General features: G+C 63.4%; 15 protein-coding genes and 1 pseudogene. 5 read left to right on the top strand and 11 right to left on the bottom strand.

Annotated elements, in window-relative coordinates; genetic code table 11:
- The first annotated feature begins 140 nt into the window (after window positions 1–140).
- Entirely contained in the window at window positions 141–1,643 is a 1,503-nt protein-coding gene (ppx, locus tag M2D63_RS03410; protein ID WP_285861493.1) for an exopolyphosphatase, read from the top strand.
- On the opposite strand, the gene ppk1 is transcribed toward ppx, so the two are convergent.
- Complete coding sequence (ppk1, locus tag M2D63_RS03415; RefSeq protein WP_405309045.1) at window positions 1,630–3,810, bottom strand: polyphosphate kinase 1; 2,181 nt, start codon at window positions 3,808–3,810, stop codon at window positions 1,630–1,632. The genes ppx and ppk1 overlap by 14 nt on opposite strands.
- A gap of 79 nt (window positions 3,811–3,889) precedes the next feature.
- Window positions 3,890–4,900 (bottom strand): porphobilinogen synthase, encoded by a 1,011-nt coding sequence (hemB, locus tag M2D63_RS03420; RefSeq protein WP_285861392.1) that lies wholly within the window; start codon window positions 4,898–4,900, stop codon window positions 3,890–3,892.
- A gap of 207 nt (window positions 4,901–5,107) precedes the next feature.
- Here hemB and M2D63_RS03425 point away from each other — a divergent pair, with 207 nt between their 5' ends.
- Window positions 5,108–5,752 (top strand): DedA family protein, encoded by a 645-nt coding sequence (locus tag M2D63_RS03425; RefSeq protein WP_285861393.1) that lies wholly within the window; start codon window positions 5,108–5,110, stop codon window positions 5,750–5,752.
- Between the two features lie 501 nt (window positions 5,753–6,253).
- On the opposite strand, the pseudogene M2D63_RS03430 reads toward M2D63_RS03425, so the two are convergent.
- Window positions 6,254–6,880 (bottom strand): annotated as a pseudogene (locus M2D63_RS03430) (sterol desaturase family protein); the annotation flags it as partial.
- A gap of 113 nt (window positions 6,881–6,993) precedes the next feature.
- Here M2D63_RS03430 and elbB point away from each other — a divergent pair.
- The gene (gene elbB / locus M2D63_RS03435; protein WP_285861394.1) at window positions 6,994–7,650 is read left to right on the top strand and encodes an isoprenoid biosynthesis glyoxalase ElbB; all 657 of its coding nucleotides are present in this window, start codon (window positions 6,994–6,996) and stop codon (window positions 7,648–7,650) included.
- A gap of 80 nt (window positions 7,651–7,730) precedes the next feature.
- Here elbB and M2D63_RS03440 read toward each other — a convergent pair whose 3' ends face one another.
- From M2D63_RS03440 to M2D63_RS03460, 5 genes are all read right to left on the bottom strand, one after another.
- Complete coding sequence (locus M2D63_RS03440; RefSeq protein WP_285861396.1) at window positions 7,731–8,192, bottom strand: YaiI/YqxD family protein; 462 nt, start codon at window positions 8,190–8,192, stop codon at window positions 7,731–7,733.
- Window positions 8,193–8,252: 60 nt separating this feature from the next.
- Window positions 8,253–10,151, bottom strand: a complete 1,899-nt coding sequence (locus M2D63_RS03445) for a cytochrome c/FTR1 family iron permease (RefSeq protein ID WP_285861398.1) — start codon at window positions 10,149–10,151, stop codon at window positions 8,253–8,255.
- Window positions 10,152–10,402: 251 nt separating this feature from the next.
- Window positions 10,403–11,035, bottom strand: coding sequence for a LysE family transporter (locus M2D63_RS03450; protein WP_285861399.1), 633 nt, complete (start codon window positions 11,033–11,035; stop codon window positions 10,403–10,405).
- Between the two features lie 83 nt (window positions 11,036–11,118).
- Window positions 11,119–11,697, bottom strand: a complete 579-nt coding sequence (locus M2D63_RS03455; protein WP_405309047.1) for a mechanosensitive ion channel domain-containing protein — start codon at window positions 11,695–11,697, stop codon at window positions 11,119–11,121.
- 8 nt (window positions 11,698–11,705) lie between these two features.
- Window positions 11,706–13,616, bottom strand: a complete 1,911-nt coding sequence (locus M2D63_RS03460) for an ATP-binding cassette domain-containing protein (RefSeq protein WP_285861401.1) — start codon at window positions 13,614–13,616, stop codon at window positions 11,706–11,708.
- Between the two features lie 50 nt (window positions 13,617–13,666).
- Between M2D63_RS03460 and M2D63_RS03465 the strand changes: the two genes are divergently transcribed.
- A complete protein-coding gene (locus M2D63_RS03465; protein ID WP_285861403.1) occupies window positions 13,667–14,146 on the top strand; it encodes a TIGR02444 family protein in 480 nt (159 codons plus the stop codon).
- Here M2D63_RS03465 and M2D63_RS03470 read toward each other — a convergent pair.
- Complete coding sequence (locus M2D63_RS03470; protein ID WP_285861405.1) at window positions 14,122–15,225, bottom strand: AlgP family protein; 1,104 nt, start codon at window positions 15,223–15,225, stop codon at window positions 14,122–14,124. The two genes, M2D63_RS03465 and M2D63_RS03470, sit on opposite strands and share 25 nt — an antisense overlap.
- A 226-nt stretch (window positions 15,226–15,451) precedes the next feature.
- Here M2D63_RS03470 and M2D63_RS03475 point away from each other — a divergent pair, with 226 nt between their 5' ends.
- A complete protein-coding gene (locus M2D63_RS03475) occupies window positions 15,452–16,117 on the top strand; it encodes an FKBP-type peptidyl-prolyl cis-trans isomerase (RefSeq protein ID WP_405309008.1) in 666 nt (221 codons plus the stop codon).
- 16 nt (window positions 16,118–16,133) lie between these two features.
- Here M2D63_RS03475 and rsd read toward each other — a convergent pair whose 3' ends face one another.
- On the bottom strand, window positions 16,134–16,604 hold the full coding sequence (gene rsd / locus M2D63_RS03480) for a sigma D regulator (RefSeq protein ID WP_285861407.1): 471 nt from the start codon (window positions 16,602–16,604) through the stop codon (window positions 16,134–16,136).
- 232 nt (window positions 16,605–16,836) lie between these two features.
- Window positions 16,837–17,349 (bottom strand): disulfide bond formation protein B, encoded by a 513-nt coding sequence (locus M2D63_RS03485; protein ID WP_285861408.1) that lies wholly within the window; start codon window positions 17,347–17,349, stop codon window positions 16,837–16,839.
- Between the last annotated feature and the right edge of the window lie 182 nt (window positions 17,350–17,531).

Below are 17,531 nucleotides of genomic sequence, written 5' to 3' on the forward strand. Positions count from 1 at the left end.
GACCGCGCATATCACCGCTGCCACAGGAACGTCATATTTCCCACTCAACCTGCCCCACATCAAGCCTTGATACGCTGCGCGTTGGCGTCAGCCGTGGATCGTGGCAGGATTGCCGGGTTATCGACCGAGAAACCATGATCATGCCGCAAACCACAGCGAAGAATCTGTCCCTGATCGCTGCCATCGACCTGGGCTCCAACAGCTTCCATATGGTCGTGGCCAAGGCCCACCATAGCGAGATCCGCATTCTTGAGCGGCTCGGGGAAAAGGTTCAACTGGCCGCCGGCATCAACGAAGAACGTCAGCTCAATGAAGAGTCCATGCAACGCGGCCTGGACTGCCTCAAGCGCTTTGCCCAGCTGATCAGCGGCATGCCTGATGGTGCCGTGCGCATCGTCGGCACAAACGCCCTGCGCGAAGCACGCAACCGCGGCGAATTCATCCGCCGCGCCGAAGACATTCTCGGTCACCCGGTGGAAGTGATTTCCGGCCGCGAGGAAGCACGCCTGATCTACCTCGGCGTGTCCCACACCCTGGCCGACACCCCCGGCAAACGCCTGGTCGCCGATATCGGCGGCGGCAGTACCGAATTCATCATCGGCCAGCGCTTCGAACCGCTGCTGCGCGAAAGCCTGCAAATGGGTTGCGTCAGCTACACCCAGCGCTATTTCCGCGACGGCAAGATCACCCCGGCGCGCTATGCCCAGGCCTACACCGCGGCGCGCCTGGAGCTGATGAGCATCGAGAACGCCCTGCACCGCCTGACCTGGGACGAGGCCATCGGCTCGTCCGGTACCATCCGCGCCATTGGCCTGGCGATCAAGTCCGGCGGCCTGGGCAGCGGCGAGGTCAACGCCGAAGGCCTGGCCTGGCTCAAACGCAAGCTGTTCAAGCTGGGTGAAGTCGAGAAGATCGACTTCGACGGGGTCAAGCCGGACCGTCGGGCGATCTTCCCGGCGGGCCTGGCCATCCTCGAAGCCATTTTCGACGCACTGGAACTGCAGCGCATGGATCACTGCGACGGTGCCTTGCGCGAAGGCGTGCTCTACGACCTGCTGGGTCGTCATCAGCACGAAGACGTGCGCGAGCGCACCCTGACCTCGCTGATGGAGCGTTACCATGTCGACCAGGGGCAGGCTGCCCGGGTCGAGCGCAAGGCCCTGCATGCCTTCGACCAGGTGGCCCAGGCCTGGGACCTGGAGGACGGGATCTGGCGCGAACTGCTCGGCTGGGCCGCCAAGGTGCATGAAGTGGGCCTGGATATCGCCCACTACCAATACCACAAGCACGGCGCCTACCTGATCGAGCACTCCGACCTTGCCGGCTTCTCGCGGGAAGACCAGCAGATGCTGTCGCTACTGGTGCGCGGCCACCGCCGTAACATTCCCAAGGACAAGTTTGCCGAATTCGGTGACGAAGGCGTCAAGCTGATCCGCCTGTGCGTGCTGCTGCGCTTTGCGATCCTGTTCCACCACATCCGTGGCACCCAGCAGATGCCTACCGTCACCCTGCACGCCGCCGGCGACAGCCTCGACGTCGAGTTTCCGGCAGGCTGGCTGGAGCAGAACCAGCTGACCCAGGCCGACTTCGCCCTGGAGGCGGAGTGGCTGACCCGGGTCAGCTTCGTCCTCAGCGTACGCTGAGGACCGGGTTGCTCAGGCGCTCGAGCAGGGCGGCCTGGGCACTGCGCGGGTTCTGGTTGCCGGTTGGCGTGCTGCGTACGTAGCGGCCGTCCGGCTGCAGGATCCAGGCGTGGGTGTTGTCGGTCAGATACCCTTCCAGCTCTTTCTTCACCCGCAGGACCAGCTTCTTGCCCTCGACCGGGAAGCAGGTCTCGACCCGCTTGTCGAGATTGCGTTCCATCCAGTCGGCGCTGGAAAGGAACATCTGCTCCTCGCCACCGTTGAGGAAGTAGAACACCCGGGTGTGCTCCAGGAAGCGACCGACGATCGAACGCACCTGGATGTTGTGCGACACCCCGGCAATCCCCGGACGCAGGCAGCACATGCCACGCACCACCAGGTCGATACGCACGCCGGACTGGCTGGCCTTGTACAAGGCACGGATGATCTTCGGATCGGTCAGCGAGTTGAACTTGGCGATGATGTGCGCCGGTTTGCCCTCCAGGGCGAACTGGGTTTCCCGGGCAATCATGTCGAGCATGCCCTTCTTCAGGGTGAACGGCGCGTGCAGCAGCTTCTTCATGCGCAAGGTCTTGCCCATGCCGATCAGCTGGCTGAACAGCTTGCCGACGTCTTCGCACAGGGCGTCGTCCGAGGTCAGCAGGCTGTAGTCGGTGTACAGGCGGGCGTTGCCGGCGTGGTAGTTACCGGTACCCAGGTGCGCGTAACGGACGATCTCGCCCTGCTCACGGCGCAGGATCAGCATCATCTTGGCGTGGGTCTTGAAGCCCACCACACCATAGATCACTACCGCACCGGCGGCCTGCAAGCGGCTGGCCAATTGCAGGTTGGACTCTTCGTCGAAGCGCGCCCGCAGCTCGATCACCGCGGTGACTTCCTTGCCGTTACGTGCGGCATCGACCAGCGCGTCGACGATTTCCGAGTTGGCACCGCTGCGGTACAGGGTCTGGCGCACGGCCAGGACGTTCGGGTCCTTGGCGGCCTGGCGCAGCAGGTCGACCACCGGGGTGAACGACTCGAACGGGTGCATGAGCAGGATGTCCTGCTTGCCGACCACGCTGAAGATGTTGTCGGCGTTCTGCAGCAACTTGGGAATCGCTGGCGTGAACGGGGTGTATTGCAGCTCCGGGTGGCTATCGAGCCCGGTGATGCTGAACAGACGGGTCAGGTTGACCGGACCGTTGACCTGGTACAGCTCGCTTTCGCTCAGGCTGAACTGCTTGAGCAGGTAATCGGACAGGTGTTTCGGGCAGGTGTCGACCACTTCCAGGCGCACCGCATCGCCATAACGCCGCGAGAACAGCTCGCCACGCAGGGCCCGGGCCAGGTCCTCGACGTCCTCGGAGTCCAGCGCCAGGTCGGCGTTACGGGTCAGGCGGAACTGATAGCAACCCTTGACCTTCATGCCCTGGAACAGGTCATCGGCGTGGGCGTGGATCATCGACGACAGGAACACGTAGTTGTCGCCAGGACCACCCACCTCCTCCGGCACCTTGATCACCCGCGGCAGCAGGCGTGGCGCGGGAATGATCGCCAGGCCCGAATCGCGGCCGAAGGCGTCCACGCCTTCGAGTTCGACGATGAAGTTCAGGCTCTTGTTCACCAGCAACGGGAACGGGTGAGTCGGGTCGAGGCCGATCGGGGTGATGATCGGGGCGATTTCGTCACGGAAGAAACGCCGCACCCAGGTCTTGAGCTTGGTGTTCCAGTGCCGGCGACGGATGAAACGGATCTGGTGTTTTTCCAGCTCCGGCAGCAGCACGTCGTTGAGGATCGCGTACTGGCGGTGCACTTCGCTGTGCACCAGGTCGCTGATCCGCGCCAGCGCCTGGTGCGGTTGCAGGCCGTCAGCCCCGGCCTGCTCACGGGCAAAGGTGATCTGCTTCTTCAGGCCCGCCACACGAATTTCGAAGAACTCATCCAGGTTGCTGGAGAAGATCAGCAGGAACTTCAGCCGCTCCAGCAAGGGATAGCTCTCGTCCAGTGCCTGCTCCAGCACGCGGATGTTGAACTGCAGCTGGGACAATTCGCGATGAATGTACAGGCTGCTGTCGTCCAGGCCGGGAACGGCGATGGCCGGTGCCACCGGGGCGGGCGCAGGCGCAGGCGCCTCGACCTCGGCCACGGGTTCCGGCACTGCGGCAGGCTCCGGCGGTGTTTCGAGCATCTGCTCGGGCACGGGCTGGGCTTGCTTCACATCGACTTCGCTAAGTACTTCGTTATTCATCTGGCGTTCCTGAAGGGCGTTACTGCCCTCTCATCAATTGAGCAGCGCGAACGGCGAAATAGGTCAGGATGCCATCAGCGCCCGCCCGTTTGAAGGCCGTGAGGGATTCCAGGATCACGCCCTCACTGAGCCAGCCGTTCTGGATCGCGGCCATGTGCATGGCGTACTCGCCACTGACCTGATAGACAAAGGTCGGGACCTTGAATTCCTCTTTGACCCGATAAAGGATATCCAGGTACGGCATGCCTGGCTTGACCATGACCATGTCGGCGCCTTCGGCCAGGTCCCCGGCCACTTCGTGCAGCGCTTCGTTGCTGTTGGCCGGGTCCATCTGGTAGGAGGCCTTGTTGGCCTTGCCCAGGTTCAGGGCCGAGCCGACCGCATCGCGGAACGGGCCGTAGTAGGCACTGGCGTACTTGGCCGAGTAGGCCATGATACGCACATTGACATGACCGGCCAGCTCCAGGGCTTCACGGATGGCCTGGATACGACCGTCCATCATGTCCGAAGGCGCCACCACCTGGGCACCGGCTTCGGCATGGGACAAGGCCTGGCGCACCAGGGCATCGACGGTGATGTCGTTCTGTACGTAGCCTTCCTCGTCGAGGATGCCGTCCTGGCCGTGGGTGGTGAACGGGTCCAGGGCCACGTCGGTGATCACCCCCAGTTCCGGGAAACGCTCGCGCAAGGCGCGGGTGGCGCGCTGGGCGATACCTTCCGGGTTCCAGGCTTCGGCAGCGTCCAGGGACTTTTTCTCGCTCGGGGTCACCGGGAACAGCGCCAGGGCAGGAATGCCCAGGCTCACCCACTCTTGCGCAGCTTCCAGCAACAAATCGATGCTCAGGCGCTCGACGCCCGGCATCGACGCGACTTCCTCGCGGCGATTTTCGCCTTCCAGGACAAACACCGGCAGGATCAGGTCATCGACAGTCAGTACGTTTTCGCGAACCAGGCGACGGGAAAAATCGTCACGGCGGTTACGGCGCAGACGGGTGGCAGGAAACAAACGGTTAGCGGGGGTAAAGCTCACGGCAGACTCCTGAGCCCGCGCAGGCGGGCGAGCGCGACAGTTATAAGCGGCCATTATGACGCTTGAATGACAGCCAGGGACAACCCTGCGACTTGAGGACGCAGCCATTGTCCTTGTAGGCATTCTTCACGTCGAGACACATTTGGACACTTTCCCCAAAGGCCACGAAGGGTTAGGCTGCGCGTTCATTTCGCCAGCACCCAGAAAATGCTCCAACAATTCCTGCAGGATTTCGGCTACTTTGCCCTTTTTCTCGGTACGTTTTTTGAAGGTGAGACCATCCTGGTTCTCGCAGGCTTCCTTGCGTCCCGCGGATACATGGATATCAACCTGGTGGTCCTGGTGGCCTTCTTCGGCAGCTATGCCGGTGACCAGCTGTGGTACTTCATGGGGCGTAAACACGGGCGCAAGCTGCTGGCGCGCAAACCGCGCTGGCAGATGATGGGTGATCGCGCGCTGGAGCATATCCGCCGCCATCCGGATATCTGGGTCCTGAGCTTCCGCTTCGTCTACGGCCTGCGCACGGTGATGCCGGTGGCCATCGGCCTGTCCGGCTACCCGCCGCGCCGCTACCTGCTGCTCAACGGTATTGGCGCCATCGTCTGGGCCCTGGCCCTGGGCGCCGCCGCCTATCACTTCGGCGCCATCCTCGAAGGTATCCTGGGCAACGTGAAGGAATACGAGCTATGGGTGCTCGGCGGCCTGCTGGCCCTCGGCGGCTGCCTGTGGCTGCGCCGTCGCTTCAGGGCGGCGCGGGTCGCTCGCAAGGAAGCGGCTGGCGTAAAGGCCGACCAGGCTGAGCAGGCTGTAACCGACCAGCGCGACCCAGATCAGGGTAGTGACCGGCCATAAACCGGTGATCCCGGCCAGCAGCATGGCCGGGACATTCAGTCCCAGCCGCAGCAGTTCCAGGCGCACGGCCCAGGGGCGATTCTCCAGGGCCGCGCCGAACACGAACAAACCGAATGCCATCACCGCCCAGCCCAGCACCAGGGCTGCGGTCGACAGCTGCCCGGCATGCTCCATCAGGTAGCTGCCCAGCCCGACATACAATGCAAACTGCAGCGTCACATAGACCTGCTGCGGCCAGCCCAGCGGCACCTCGAACTTGCGAAAGCGGCTCAGGTCCTGCTTGGGCTGGGGAAAGCGCCGCGCCACATCCGCCGGGCGCCAGCCAGTGGGCATGAACCAGATCCGCAGCTTGTCCCACCAGTGCTCGGCATGCCGGGCGTCATGCCACAACTGGGCATAGAACTGCAGGTTGGCCCACAGCGGATTCCAGCTGGCCAGCGGCGTGGTCACGCCGAAAATCACCGGCTCGTTGTCGTCCTCCTCCTGGAAGGTGCCGAACAGACGGTCCCAGACAATGAACACTCCACCGTAGTTGCGATCCAAGTACAGAGGATTCTGTGCATGGTGGACGCGATGATTGGACGGCGTGATGAACAGCCACTCGAACCAGCCCAGCTTGGGAATGTGCCGGGTATGCACCCAGAACTGGTAAAGCAGGTTCAGTGCCGCAACCGTGATGAACACCAGCGGCGGCACGCCCAATACCGCCAGGGGCAGGTAGAAGATCCACGACAACAGGAAACCGCTGCTGGTCTGGCGCAGGGCCGTGGACAGGTTGTAGTCCTCGCTCTGGTGATGCACCGAATGTGCCGCCCAGAGGATATTGCGCTCATGGCCGAAGCGGTGCAGCCAGTAGTAGCACAGGTCGTAGAGGACGAAGGCCAGCACCCAGGTCCAGAGCGCCTCGCCCGGCAGCCTGAACAGCGCCAGGTGCTCCCAGGCCAGGGCATAGGTCACCAGCCCTACCCCCTTGGTCAACAGCCCCGTGGTGGTCGACAGCACGCCGGTGCTGAGGCTGTTGATGGCGTCGGCCAAGCGGTAGGTGCGCATGCCGCGCAGGCGGTCGGCGAGCAACTCGACCACAATCAGGACAAAGAAGAACGGCACCGCCAGCAAAATCAGGTCCATGGGTCATCCATCTCCAGGCTATTGCACAAGATTAGGCCCGGATGGCCCCGAACCCTATGGCGACATCTGCCAATTTAGAGGACATTTAGCGCCTCGACTCGGGAGTAGTGAGCATGACCAAAAAAGTTGCAGTGATTCTTTCCGGCTGTGGTGTCTATGACGGCGCCGAAATCCACGAGAGCGTGATTACCCTGCTGCGCCTCGACCAGCGCGGCGCCCAGGTGCAGTGCTTTGCACCGAACATCGCGCAGATGCATGTGATCAACCACCTGACCGGCGAAGAAATGCCCGAATCGCGCAATGTCCTGGTGGAATCGGCGCGCATCGCACGCGGCGAGATCAAGGACCTGCGTGAAGCGGATGCCAAGGATTTCGATGCCTTGATCGTGCCCGGCGGCTTCGGCTCGGCGAAAAACCTGTCCAACTTCGCCGTCGAAGGCACCGGCTGCACCGTCCACCCGGACGTGCTGGCCCTGGCCGAAGCCTTCGCCGAAGCCGGCAAGCCGGTCGGCCTGATCTGCATCTCGCCGGCCCTGGCGGCGAAGATCTATGGCCCGGGCGTGGTCTGCACCATCGGCAACGATGCGGGCACCAGCGCGGCCATCGTCAAGATGGGCGGCACCCACGAGGAGTGCGATGTCCATGACATCGTCGAAGATACCCAGCGCAAGCTGGTCAGCACCCCGGCCTACATGCTCGCCAAGAGCATCAGCGAAGCCGCAGGCGGCATTTACAAGCTGGTCGACCGGGTACTGGAGCTGACCCAGTAGGCGAGTGTGGGAGCGGGTTTGTCCCGCGATGCGGCGGCGAGATCAATCGCGGGGCAAGCCCGCTCCCACTACAGTGGCCCTCAGGCCGGATTCTGGCGCGCCAGGCGCGTCAGAATGCGGTCCAGTGAGTTGGCGAAGGCCTGCTTCTCGCGATCGCCATAGGGCGCCTGGCCACCCCCGACCTGGCCCTGCTCGCGCAGGTCGGTGAACAGGTTGCGCACCGCCAGCCGCTCACCCATGTTGCGCTCATCGAATTCACGGCCCCGGGGATCGAGGCAGGCCACACCCTTCTTGACCAGGCGATCGGCCAGGGGCACGTCGCTGCAGATCACCAGCTCACCCGGTACGGCATGTTCGACCAGGTAATCATCGGCCGCATCCGGACCGCTGGGCACAACGATCAGCCTGACACAGGCGAAAGCCGGCTTGATCTGGCTCTGCCCGGCCACCAGCACGACCTCCAGCTGGCGCTTGAGGGCAAATTTGACGACCTGATCCTTGGCCGCCTTGGGGCAGGCATCGGCATCGATCCAGACACGCATCACATCAGATTCCAACGAAAACGGGCGAACAGTATCCCTGCTCGCCCGTCCGGCTTCAAATCAACCCGCCGAGACGCGGCGCTTCTCGGCCAGGCGGCTACGCCCGTAGAACACCGCAATGGCCAGCAAGGCCGTCACCTGGGCCGCCAGCGAGTAGGCGTCGGCGTGGATGCCCAGCCAGTCGAACTCGAAGAACGACACCGGCCGCGTACCGAACACACCCGCCTCCTGCAGGGCCTTGACCCCGTGCCCGGCGAACACCACCGACAGGGCGCAGAGCAACCCGGCGTTGATGCTGAAGAACAGCGCCAGCGGCAATTTCGCCGAACCGCGCAGAATCACCCAGGCCAGCCCCACCAGCAGCACCAGCGCGGTGGCACCACCAGCCAATACGGCGTTGTGCCCGGCGGCACCGGCCTGCAGCCAGAGGGTTTCGTAGAACAGGATCACCTCGAACAGCTCGCGGTACACCGAGAAGAAGGCCAGCACGGCAAAACCGAAGCGGCCTCCTCCGCTGACCAGGCTGCTCTTGATGTAGTTCTGCCAGGATGCCGCGTGCCGGCGATCATGCATCCACACCCCGAGCCACAATACGATGACACTGGCGAACAATGCCGTGCAGCCTTCCAGCAACTCGCGCTGGGCGCCACTGACATCGATCGCATAGGCCGCCACGGCCCAGGTCCCCAACCCGGCCAGCAGGGCCAGGCCCCAGCCGATGTTGACGCTGCGCATGGCCGACTGCTGGCCGGTGTTGCGCAGGAACGCCAGGATCGCCGCCAGCACCAGGATCGCCTCCAGGCCTTCGCGCAGCAGGATCAGCAACCCGGAGATATAGCTCAGCGACCAGCTCAGGCCGTCACCGCCAAGCAGGCCACCGGCCTCCTTGAGCTTGGCCTTGGCCACCTGCAGGCGCTGGCTCACCTGTTCCGGCGGCAAACCGTCCTGCAAGGACTGCCGGTAAGCCATCAGCGACTTCTCGGTGTCCTTGCGCACGTTGGTGTCGATGTTGTCCAGCGAGCTTTCGACCAGCTCGAAACCTTCGAGGTAGGCCGCCACCGACAGATCGTAGGCCTGCTCGTGATCGCCGGCCTGGTAGGCCGCCAGGCTCTTGTCCAGGGTGCTCGCGGTGTAGTCCAGCAGCTGCGCCGGGCCGCGCTGGACCTGCGGAGGCTGGGCGCGCTGGGCGCGGAAGACCGCTGCCGCTTCGGCACCTTGGGAGGCCTCGACTTCCAGTGGCGTCTGGCGGGCCAGGTCGGCGAGATTGAAGCGGGCTTCGCCCTTGGCCTTGGCCGGCTCGGCGGTGAAGCTGGCGATGTAGGTGGCCAGGTCCCAGCGCTGACGCTCGTCGAGCTGGTCGGCAAAGGACGGCATGTCGGTACCTTCGATGCCCTGTCCCAGGGTGTTGTAGAGGTCGTACAGGCTCAGCCGATCGAGGCGCTCGCTGCTACGCAGGTTGGCGGGTGGCGGGGTCAGGCCCACGCCCGCCGGGCCGTCACCGGCACCGCTGTCGCCGTGGCAGACCGAACAGTGCTGGACGTACAACGGTGCGCCGCGGCTGGGGTCAGGGGTGATGATCGGTGCCTGGCTGACCTCATAGGTCAGCGCCAGCTGTGCTCCCAGCTGCCGGGCCTGACGCGCGACGCTGGCACCGTCCTGGCGCTGGCTGATCGCCTGGCGCAGGCCGACCACGCCCTGCTCCAGCGCCTGACGCTCGGCGCGGGTCGGCAAACCTGCGACCAGGCCTTGCAGCACGTCGGTGAACTCCAGCTGCTCGCGGTATTCACCTTCGTCCACCACCTTGCCCGCCTCGACCGTGGCGGGATAGTCGGCGCCAATGTAGTCGAGCAGGTGCAGGGCCTTGGCCGCGTCTTCGACCGTGTCGGCCAGAAGCGTGGTACTGCACAGCGCCAGCACCGGCCAAAGCAGCCAGGCGAGCAAGCGGGAACGGGCAATCATGGGGGCCAATCTCAAATGACAATGCGAGGTATTGCATTGTTCACTTCCAATGGCCATCACTCAAGGTTTGCAGGTCAATCTCTGCAAAATCTAGTGACAATTTCATATTCAATAAAAAAGGCGACCCTGAGGTCGCCTTTTTTATTGGGGGTGGTGCATACCGAAGCCCTTGTAGGAGCCGGCAGCGCCGGCGATGAGGCCGGTGTGACCCCCATCGCAGGCTTCGCCAGCTCCCACAAAGTCGGTTGCCCCTACACCGGTGCGCGGCGAATGGTTGCCAGCAAGGTGGCTGCACCGAGGAACAGCCCGGCAAAGGTGCGGTTCATCCGCCGCTGCTGCTTGGGCGTGCGCAGCAGGCGCAATACCCGCGCCGCCAGCCCGGTGTAGCCGGCCATGACCAGCAGGTCGACGGTGATCATGGTCGCAGTAATGATCAGGTACTGGGGCAACAGGGCCGCATGGGGGTTGATGAACTGCGGCAGCACCGCGAGCATGAAGATCAATGCCTTGGGGTTGCTGACGTTGACCAGGAAACCACGGAACACCAGGCTCAGCGGCTTGCCGATAGGCCGCACGGCAGATTCATCGGTGATATCGGCGGGCAATGCGCGCCACTGCTTGACCGCCAGGTAGACCAGGTAGGCCACGCCAAACCATTTGATCACCTGGAACGCCGTGGCCGATGCTGCCAGGACCGCGCCGACGCCTGCCGCGATGATCGCGATCTGCAGCACCAGGCCCAGTTGCAGGCCCAGGGCGTTCCAGTAGCCACGCCAAAAACCGTACTGCAAACCGCAGGACATCGAGGCAATGGCCCCGGCACCCGGCGACAGGCTGATCACCCAGCAAGCGGCAAAAAATGCCAACCACGTTTCCAACGACATCGCACACCTCGGCCCTGGCTTGTTACAAAGCTCTAAGCTAGTGCGCTGGCGAAAAAATAACCACGATTTTTTTCAGCAATCGATCAATTGCCGGCCGGCTTGTCTTCACCGACCAGCGGCACGATCTCAGCGCCGCGCCAACGCCGCACCGACTTCTGGAAGAACTGGCTGTTGGGTACCTGCACCGTTGCCCCACCGGCTTCCGGCAGTTCGATCAGGGTGGTGTACAGCAGGTTGATGGCGACCACCCGCCCCTTCACCCCAGGCTTGTCGATGGTCTCGACCAACTCCACCACGTCGCCGATGCGAAACGGCCCGACGGTGAAGATCAACACGGCGCACAACAGGTTCGACAACACGCTCCACATGGCGAAGAACGCCACCGCCGCCACGGCAACGAAGCCGGACAAGGCTGTCCACAGCACCGTGGCAGACACCCCCAGGCGTTCGAGCACGAATACCAGCGCACTGCCCATGATCAGCCAGCGCAGGCCACCACGTACCGGCATCATCAGCTCCGGTGGCAGCGGATAGCGCTCGCCCAGACGCTTCAGGCAGCGCCCGACCAGGCGCTGCAGGACAAAGGCGGCGCACAGGATCAGCAGGATCTGCAGGCCCAGCCAGAACGGAGCGATCCACTCCGGCGGCACCGGCAGTTGCAACGACCCTATCAAGACAGCGCCTCCAGCTCCGCCTGCATGGTCTCCAGCTGCTCGAGGGCGGCCATCCAGGCTTCTTCCAGTTCAGCCTCGCGAACCTTGAGTTTGGCCTGCTGGGCCAAGAGGTCACGCAGCTCATCCTTGCGTGCCGCTTCATACAAGGCGCTGTCACCCAGGCTGGCATCGATCTTCGCCAGTTGCTCGTGCAGGGTGCCCAGCTCGCGTTCGAGCTTGTCCGCCTCACGCTTGTGCGGGGCCAGCTGCTGGCGCAGGGCCGCTGCGGCCTGGCGCTGGGCTTTCTTGTCGGTCTTGTCGGCGTTGACCGGTGCGCTGCTGACCGGCGCATTGCGCTGGCGGTACTCGACCAGCCAGCGGGTGTAGTCGTCCAGGTCGCCGTCGAAGGTCTCGACCTTGCCATCGGCCACCAGCAGGAAGTCATCCGTGGTGCTCTTGAGCAGGTGACGGTCGTGGGAGACCACCAGCACCGCGCCGCTGAACTCCTGCAGGGCCATGGTCAGCGCCAGGCGCATTTCCAGGTCCAGGTGGTTGGTCGGTTCGTCGAGCAGCAACAGGTTCGGGCGTTCCCAGGCGATCAGGGCCAGGGCCAACCGGGCCTTTTCGCCACCGGAGAAGTTCACCACCGGCTCGTCGATGCGCCCGCCACGGAAGTCGAAGCCGCCGAGGAAGTCGCGCAGGGTCTGCTCACGCTCGGTCGGTGCCAGGCGCTGCAGGTGCAGCAAGGGGCTGGCCTTGTTGTCCAGGGAGTCGAGCTGGTGCTGGGCGAAGTAACCCACCGACAGGTTCTCGCCGCGCACCAGGCGTCCACTGAGCGGCTCCAGTTCGCCGGCGAGGTTCTTGATCAGGGTCGACTTACCCGCGCCGTTGGGGCCGAGCAAGCCGATGCGCGCACCCGGGGTGAGCTGCAGCTTGACCTTCTCCAGCACGGTCTTGTCACCGTAGCCCAAGCGACCCTCGGAGAGGTCGAGCAAGGGGCTGGAGATCTTCTCCGACTCGCGGAAGACGAAGTCGAACGGTGAATCGACATGGGCAGCCGACAGCTCCTCCATGCGCTCCAGGGCCTTGATCCGGCTTTGCGCCTGGCGTGCCTTGGTGGCCTGGGCCTTGAACCGGGCAATGTACTTTTCCATGTGCGCGCGCTGGGCCTGCTGCTTCTCGTAGGCCTGTTGCTGCTGGGCCAGGCGTTCGGCACGGGTGCGCTCGAAGGCGGTGTAGCCGCCACGATATAGCGTCAGCTTGCATTGCTCGACATGGGCGACATGATCGACCACCGCATCGAGGAAATCGCGGTCGTGGGAAATCAGCAGCAGCGTGCCCGGGTAGCCCTTGAGCCAGTCTTCCAGCCAGAGAATGGCATCGAGGTCCAGGTGGTTGGTCGGCTCATCGAGCAGCAACAGGTCGGACGGGCACATCAGTGCCTGGGCCAGGTTCAGGCGCATCCGCCAGCCACCGGAGAAGTCACCGACCCGGCGATCCATCTGCGCGTTGGTAAAGCCCAGGCCCGCCAGCAGCTTGCGCGCCCGGGCATCGGCGGTGTAGCCATCGGCGCTGTCCAGCTCGATATGCAGGCGCGCCAATGCCGTACCGTCATGGGCGGCTTCGGCGGCGGCCAGCTCGGCCTGCACCTTGCGCAGGCGGGCGTCACCATCGAGCACATAGTCGACCGCCAGTCGGTCGAGGGTATCGACCTCCTGGCGCATGTGCGCGATACGCCAGTCGGCCGGCAGCTGACAGTCGCCGGAGTCGGGCGTCAGCTCACCGCGCAGCAGGGCGAACAGGCTGGATTTACCGGCACCATTGGCACCGATCAGGCCGGCCTTCTGACCGGCGTGCAGGGTCATCTCGGCGCCTTCTAGCAGGCGCTGGGGACCACGCTGTAAAGTGAGGTTCGATAGTCTGATCATAATGGCCGCGGAGTCTACCAGCTTCGTCGGCGACTGGCGCGAGTGGAACCATGCACACCGACCTGTGGAATTTTGCCCTGAATCTCTACGCCCGCCCAGGCGTCGAAGCGGCGTGCCTGCACTGGCAGGATCAGGGCGGCGATGTCTGCCTGCTGCTCTGCGCCGTGTGGCTGGGCGAACGAGGTGTGACACCGGACGCACAACGCATGCGTGCACTGCGCGAGCAGGCCGATGCCTGGCAAACCGAGGTGGTCGAACCGCTACGCCGCGTGCGCCAACAATGGCGACAGGCAGCCGCGGACGATCCGCAACTGGCGGGCTTGCGTGAGCAGATCAAGGGAGTGGAACTGGCGGCAGAACGCATTCTGCTGGAGCGTCTGGAAGGCCTCTGCGAGCACTGGGTACCGACACCCGAGCGTGGCGCAGACTGGTTGCAATGGCTGGCAACAGACGCCAGCGCGAATCACGACGCGCTGCACAGGCTGCGCGTCGTGATGGGCTCGACTCAGGACGCCGAAGACGGGGTCTGAGGGGCCGTTACCGAAGCGGCCGGTGCAGCCGACGGAGTAGGTGCCGGTGCCGCAGCTGCCGGCGTGGCTGCCGGGGTCACAGGCGCTGCCGGAGTAGCCGGTTTGGCGGCAACTGCTGGCGCAGCGGGCTTGGCTGCCGGTTTTGCAGCGGGCTTGGCCGGTGCTTTGGCCGCAGCAGGTTTGGCCGCTGGCTTGGCTGGTGCCTTGGCCGCAGCAGGTTTGGCCGCTGGCTTGGCTGGTGCCTTGGCAACAGCAGGTTTGGCCGTTGGCTTGGCTGGCGCTTTGGCTGCAACAGGCTTGGCCGCTGGCTTGGCTGCCGGCTTGGCCGCAGCAGGTTTGGCTGCTGGTTTGGCTGCCGGCTTGGCCGCAGCAGTCCTGGCTGCTGGTTTGGCAGGTGCTTTGGCCGCGGCAGGTTTGGCCGCTGGTTTCGCTGCAACTGGTTTGGCGGCAGCAGCGCGAGCAGGTGCTTTTGCCGCTGCTGGTTTGCTGGCAGGTTTGGCTGCTGGCTTGGCAGGTGCTTTGGCCGCGGCAGGTTTGGCCGCTGGTTTCGCTGCAACTGGTTTGGCGGCAGCAGTGCGAGCAGGTGTTTTTGCCGCTGCTGGTTTGCTGGCAGGTTTGGCTGCTGGCTTGGCCGGTGCCTTGGTGGCTGGTTTGGCAGCTACAGGCGCAGGTTTTGCCGAACGCAGCGTCAGCGCCTTGGCAGCAGCTTCTTTGACCTTGCCAACGCCCTGGGCCAGTTTCAGGCTTTCCTGGGCATCACGCTTGAGCTGGGCAATGTAGGTGCGTGTCTGCGACTGGCGCTCCTTGAGCGAGTCGAGCAACTCTTCCAGTTCGGCAGCGGTCGACTTGGCCTTGGCCTGTGCCTTGGCTTTACCGGCCTTGGCAGCGTCCTGCAGTTTGAGGCGGGATTTGTGCAGTTTCTCTTGCGCCTTGCCGCGTTGTTTTTCCAACTTGGCGAGGAGTTTTTCAGCATCAGCCAGCGCTTGCGAGCAGGCATTTTCCAAATGATCGAGCAGGCTGCCCGAGAGTTGTTGGAGCAGGTGCAACGGCGTACTTACTGGCTTCTTATTGGCCGACATGGTTTACCTCCTGGCTGACGAGAGTGCGGCTCATACTATGCTTCTGCTGCTACCGCCGCTAGGGCATGTTGACAGTATCGAAGGCGCCGCGTTGCATGCCTGGGCAAAGTTGTTATCGCTGCAGCTGGAATCAAGTGTAGATGCTGTACAAAGTGTTGCTGATATTTACACAAAGTATCCCGTGAAGGCTGGCATACTTGATATCCGCTGAAGCAGGAGTAAGCCGGTGTCGCGCTATTTTGTATTAGGTCTTTTTCTATTGCCGGCATCGCTGATGGCGGCACCTGCCGCCCCTACCAACAACGACCACGACCTGGCTTACAGCCTGGGTGCAAGCCTGGGGGAGCGCCTGCGTAGCGAAGTTCCCAACTTGCAACTGGACGCCCTGATCGATGGCTTGCGCCAGGCCTATCAGAACAAGCCGCTGACCCTGAGCAAAGAGCGCATGGACGCGATACTCGGCGAACATGAACAACAGGCCAATCAGGCTGCGCTCGACGCACAACGTGAACAGTTACTGAATGCGGAAAAGCGCTTCATGGCCACCGAGCGTGCACGCGCGGGCGTGCGTGAACTGGCCAACGGCATTCTGGTCAGCGAGCAGGTCAAGGGCAGCGGCGCAAAAGCTACGTCGAAGGGAAAAGTACAGGTACGTTACGTCGGCAAGTTGCCGGATGGCACGGTCTTCGATCAGAACCAGCAGGCGCAGTGGTTCAGCCTGGGCAGCGTGATCGAGGGATGGCAGGTGGCGTTGCCGGAAATGACGACAGGCTCGAAATGGCGCCTGGTCATCCCGTCCGCACAGGCCTATGGCGCCGAGGGCGCGGGTGACCTGATTGCGCCCTATACGCCCCTGGTGTTCGAAATCGAGTTGCTCGGGGTGGCCGACTGAAGCATCGGCACACCGATCAGACTTGAAGGGTGGCTTCTTCGCTGTGCGCGTTGTGCAGCACTTCGATCAGACAGTCCTCGAGCTCGAAGCGTTCATGCAACAGGCTACCGAGCTTACCGAGCTTTTCCGCGAAACGCTCGGGGTCGTTGCAGTTGCCCTTGTCGCAATGATCGTTGAACGCCGAGGCGAACTCGGTGGTCGCATCGATGCGCGGACTGATCTGCTTGGCCAGCTCCAGCCCCCGGGTGTCCCCGAACGCCTTGGCTTCGCTCACCAATTGCTCGCTCACTTCAAAGTGCCAGGCCGACACGTAATCGATCAGCACCGCACAGAAATCTCGACTCTTGTCCTTGTCGGCAAAAGCCGGCTTGGCATCGCGTAGCTCGCGGAAGGCAGTGACTAGCTCTGCACGTTCCTCCAGCCAGCGGTCAATGAGCTTGTGAACACCACCCCAGCGTTCCTGAGCATTCTGACAACTATCAAGCATGGCGATCTCTTCCCTTCTGGGTCATGCGCCTGCCCCCGCTCGCAAGCATGCGGAGCAAAGGTGAAATCAGCAGGACGGCATCGAGCAGCTGTGTTTTCGATATGCGTGCAGGGAGATTATTCCCGTGCGTCCCAGGCTTCAAGGTACGCACGCGACAAAGTTCATACAAGTGTTTAATCCTTTCTGACGATGCCGTCGGTCGAATGCATCGGCAACCGTTTGCCCTGGATTTTCAGCGCAGGTGGAGCACCGCACGGCTGTTCCCGAACAAGCGGAAAAGCGGCAGGGTGGCCAGCAGGACGAAGGACAGCAGGCTCCATTCGGCGATGGTCAGGTCGAGAAAGCTCCAGTTGATCGGCACACAGTCAGGGCTACCGACGACCATGGCCTTGAGCACCTGGCTCAGCGGCATGCTTTCGACCACATAGCCCAAGGGTGGCGTGCAGTCGGCAGCGACCCGCGACGGTATGCCCTGCAACCAGACATGCCTGGCCGCCAGGATGGCGCCACCCGTGGCAAAGAACAGCGCCAGCGCGGCATAGACGCGCGCCCCCAGGCGCCCGGGTGCCTGCAGCAATGCGCCCAGGCAGACCATCGCGAAGGCCCCCAGGAACAAGCGCTGGCTGTAACACAGCGGACAGGGCGCCAGCCCCATGCCCCATTCGAGATAGAACGCGACGCCCAGCATCAACACTGAGGCCAGGAAGGCCGGAAAGAACAGTGAGCGCAAGCGAGCCATGAGCATGGAGTATCCAGTGTTCGAGATGGGCAGGCCTAAACGGTAGAGGAAAGGCGCGCCTTGTTTCAAGGCGCTACAACTACGACAAATCACTGATTGGAAAGGGAATAATCGGGAGATTTCGCAGAAACTGCCTCACCCGTTAGCAGGCTCTGGCGAAGGAGCATGTAGGAAAATACTCCGAAGGC

Source organism: Pseudomonas sp. BJa5, from assembly GCF_030272875.2.
In the GTDB taxonomy this organism is placed as follows: domain Bacteria; phylum Pseudomonadota; class Gammaproteobacteria; order Pseudomonadales; family Pseudomonadaceae; genus Aquipseudomonas.

Excerpts from the sequence above, each read along its gene's own strand:
- ppx (WP_285861493.1), top strand. The coding sequence starts at position 141 with ATGCCGCAAACCACAGCGAAGAATCTGTCCCTGATCGCTGCCATCGAC.
- ppk1 (WP_405309045.1), bottom strand. The coding sequence starts at position 3,810 with ATGCTCGAAACACCGCCGGAGCCTGCCGCAGTGCCGGAACCCGTGGCC.
- M2D63_RS03425 (WP_285861393.1), top strand. The coding sequence starts at position 5,108 with ATGCTCCAACAATTCCTGCAGGATTTCGGCTACTTTGCCCTTTTTCTC.
- elbB (WP_285861394.1), top strand. The coding sequence starts at position 6,994 with ATGACCAAAAAAGTTGCAGTGATTCTTTCCGGCTGTGGTGTCTATGAC.
- M2D63_RS03440 (WP_285861396.1), bottom strand. The coding sequence starts at position 8,192 with ATGCGTGTCTGGATCGATGCCGATGCCTGCCCCAAGGCGGCCAAGGAT.
- M2D63_RS03445 (WP_285861398.1), bottom strand. The coding sequence starts at position 10,151 with ATGATTGCCCGTTCCCGCTTGCTCGCCTGGCTGCTTTGGCCGGTGCTG.
- M2D63_RS03450 (WP_285861399.1), bottom strand. The coding sequence starts at position 11,035 with ATGTCGTTGGAAACGTGGTTGGCATTTTTTGCCGCTTGCTGGGTGATC.
- M2D63_RS03460 (WP_285861401.1), bottom strand. The coding sequence starts at position 13,616 with ATGATCAGACTATCGAACCTCACTTTACAGCGTGGTCCCCAGCGCCTG.
- M2D63_RS03465 (WP_285861403.1), top strand. The coding sequence starts at position 13,667 with ATGCACACCGACCTGTGGAATTTTGCCCTGAATCTCTACGCCCGCCCA.
- M2D63_RS03470 (WP_285861405.1), bottom strand. The coding sequence starts at position 15,225 with ATGTCGGCCAATAAGAAGCCAGTAAGTACGCCGTTGCACCTGCTCCAA.
- rsd (WP_285861407.1), bottom strand. The coding sequence starts at position 16,604 with ATGCTTGATAGTTGTCAGAATGCTCAGGAACGCTGGGGTGGTGTTCAC.
- M2D63_RS03485 (WP_285861408.1), bottom strand. The coding sequence starts at position 17,349 with ATGCTCATGGCTCGCTTGCGCTCACTGTTCTTTCCGGCCTTCCTGGCC.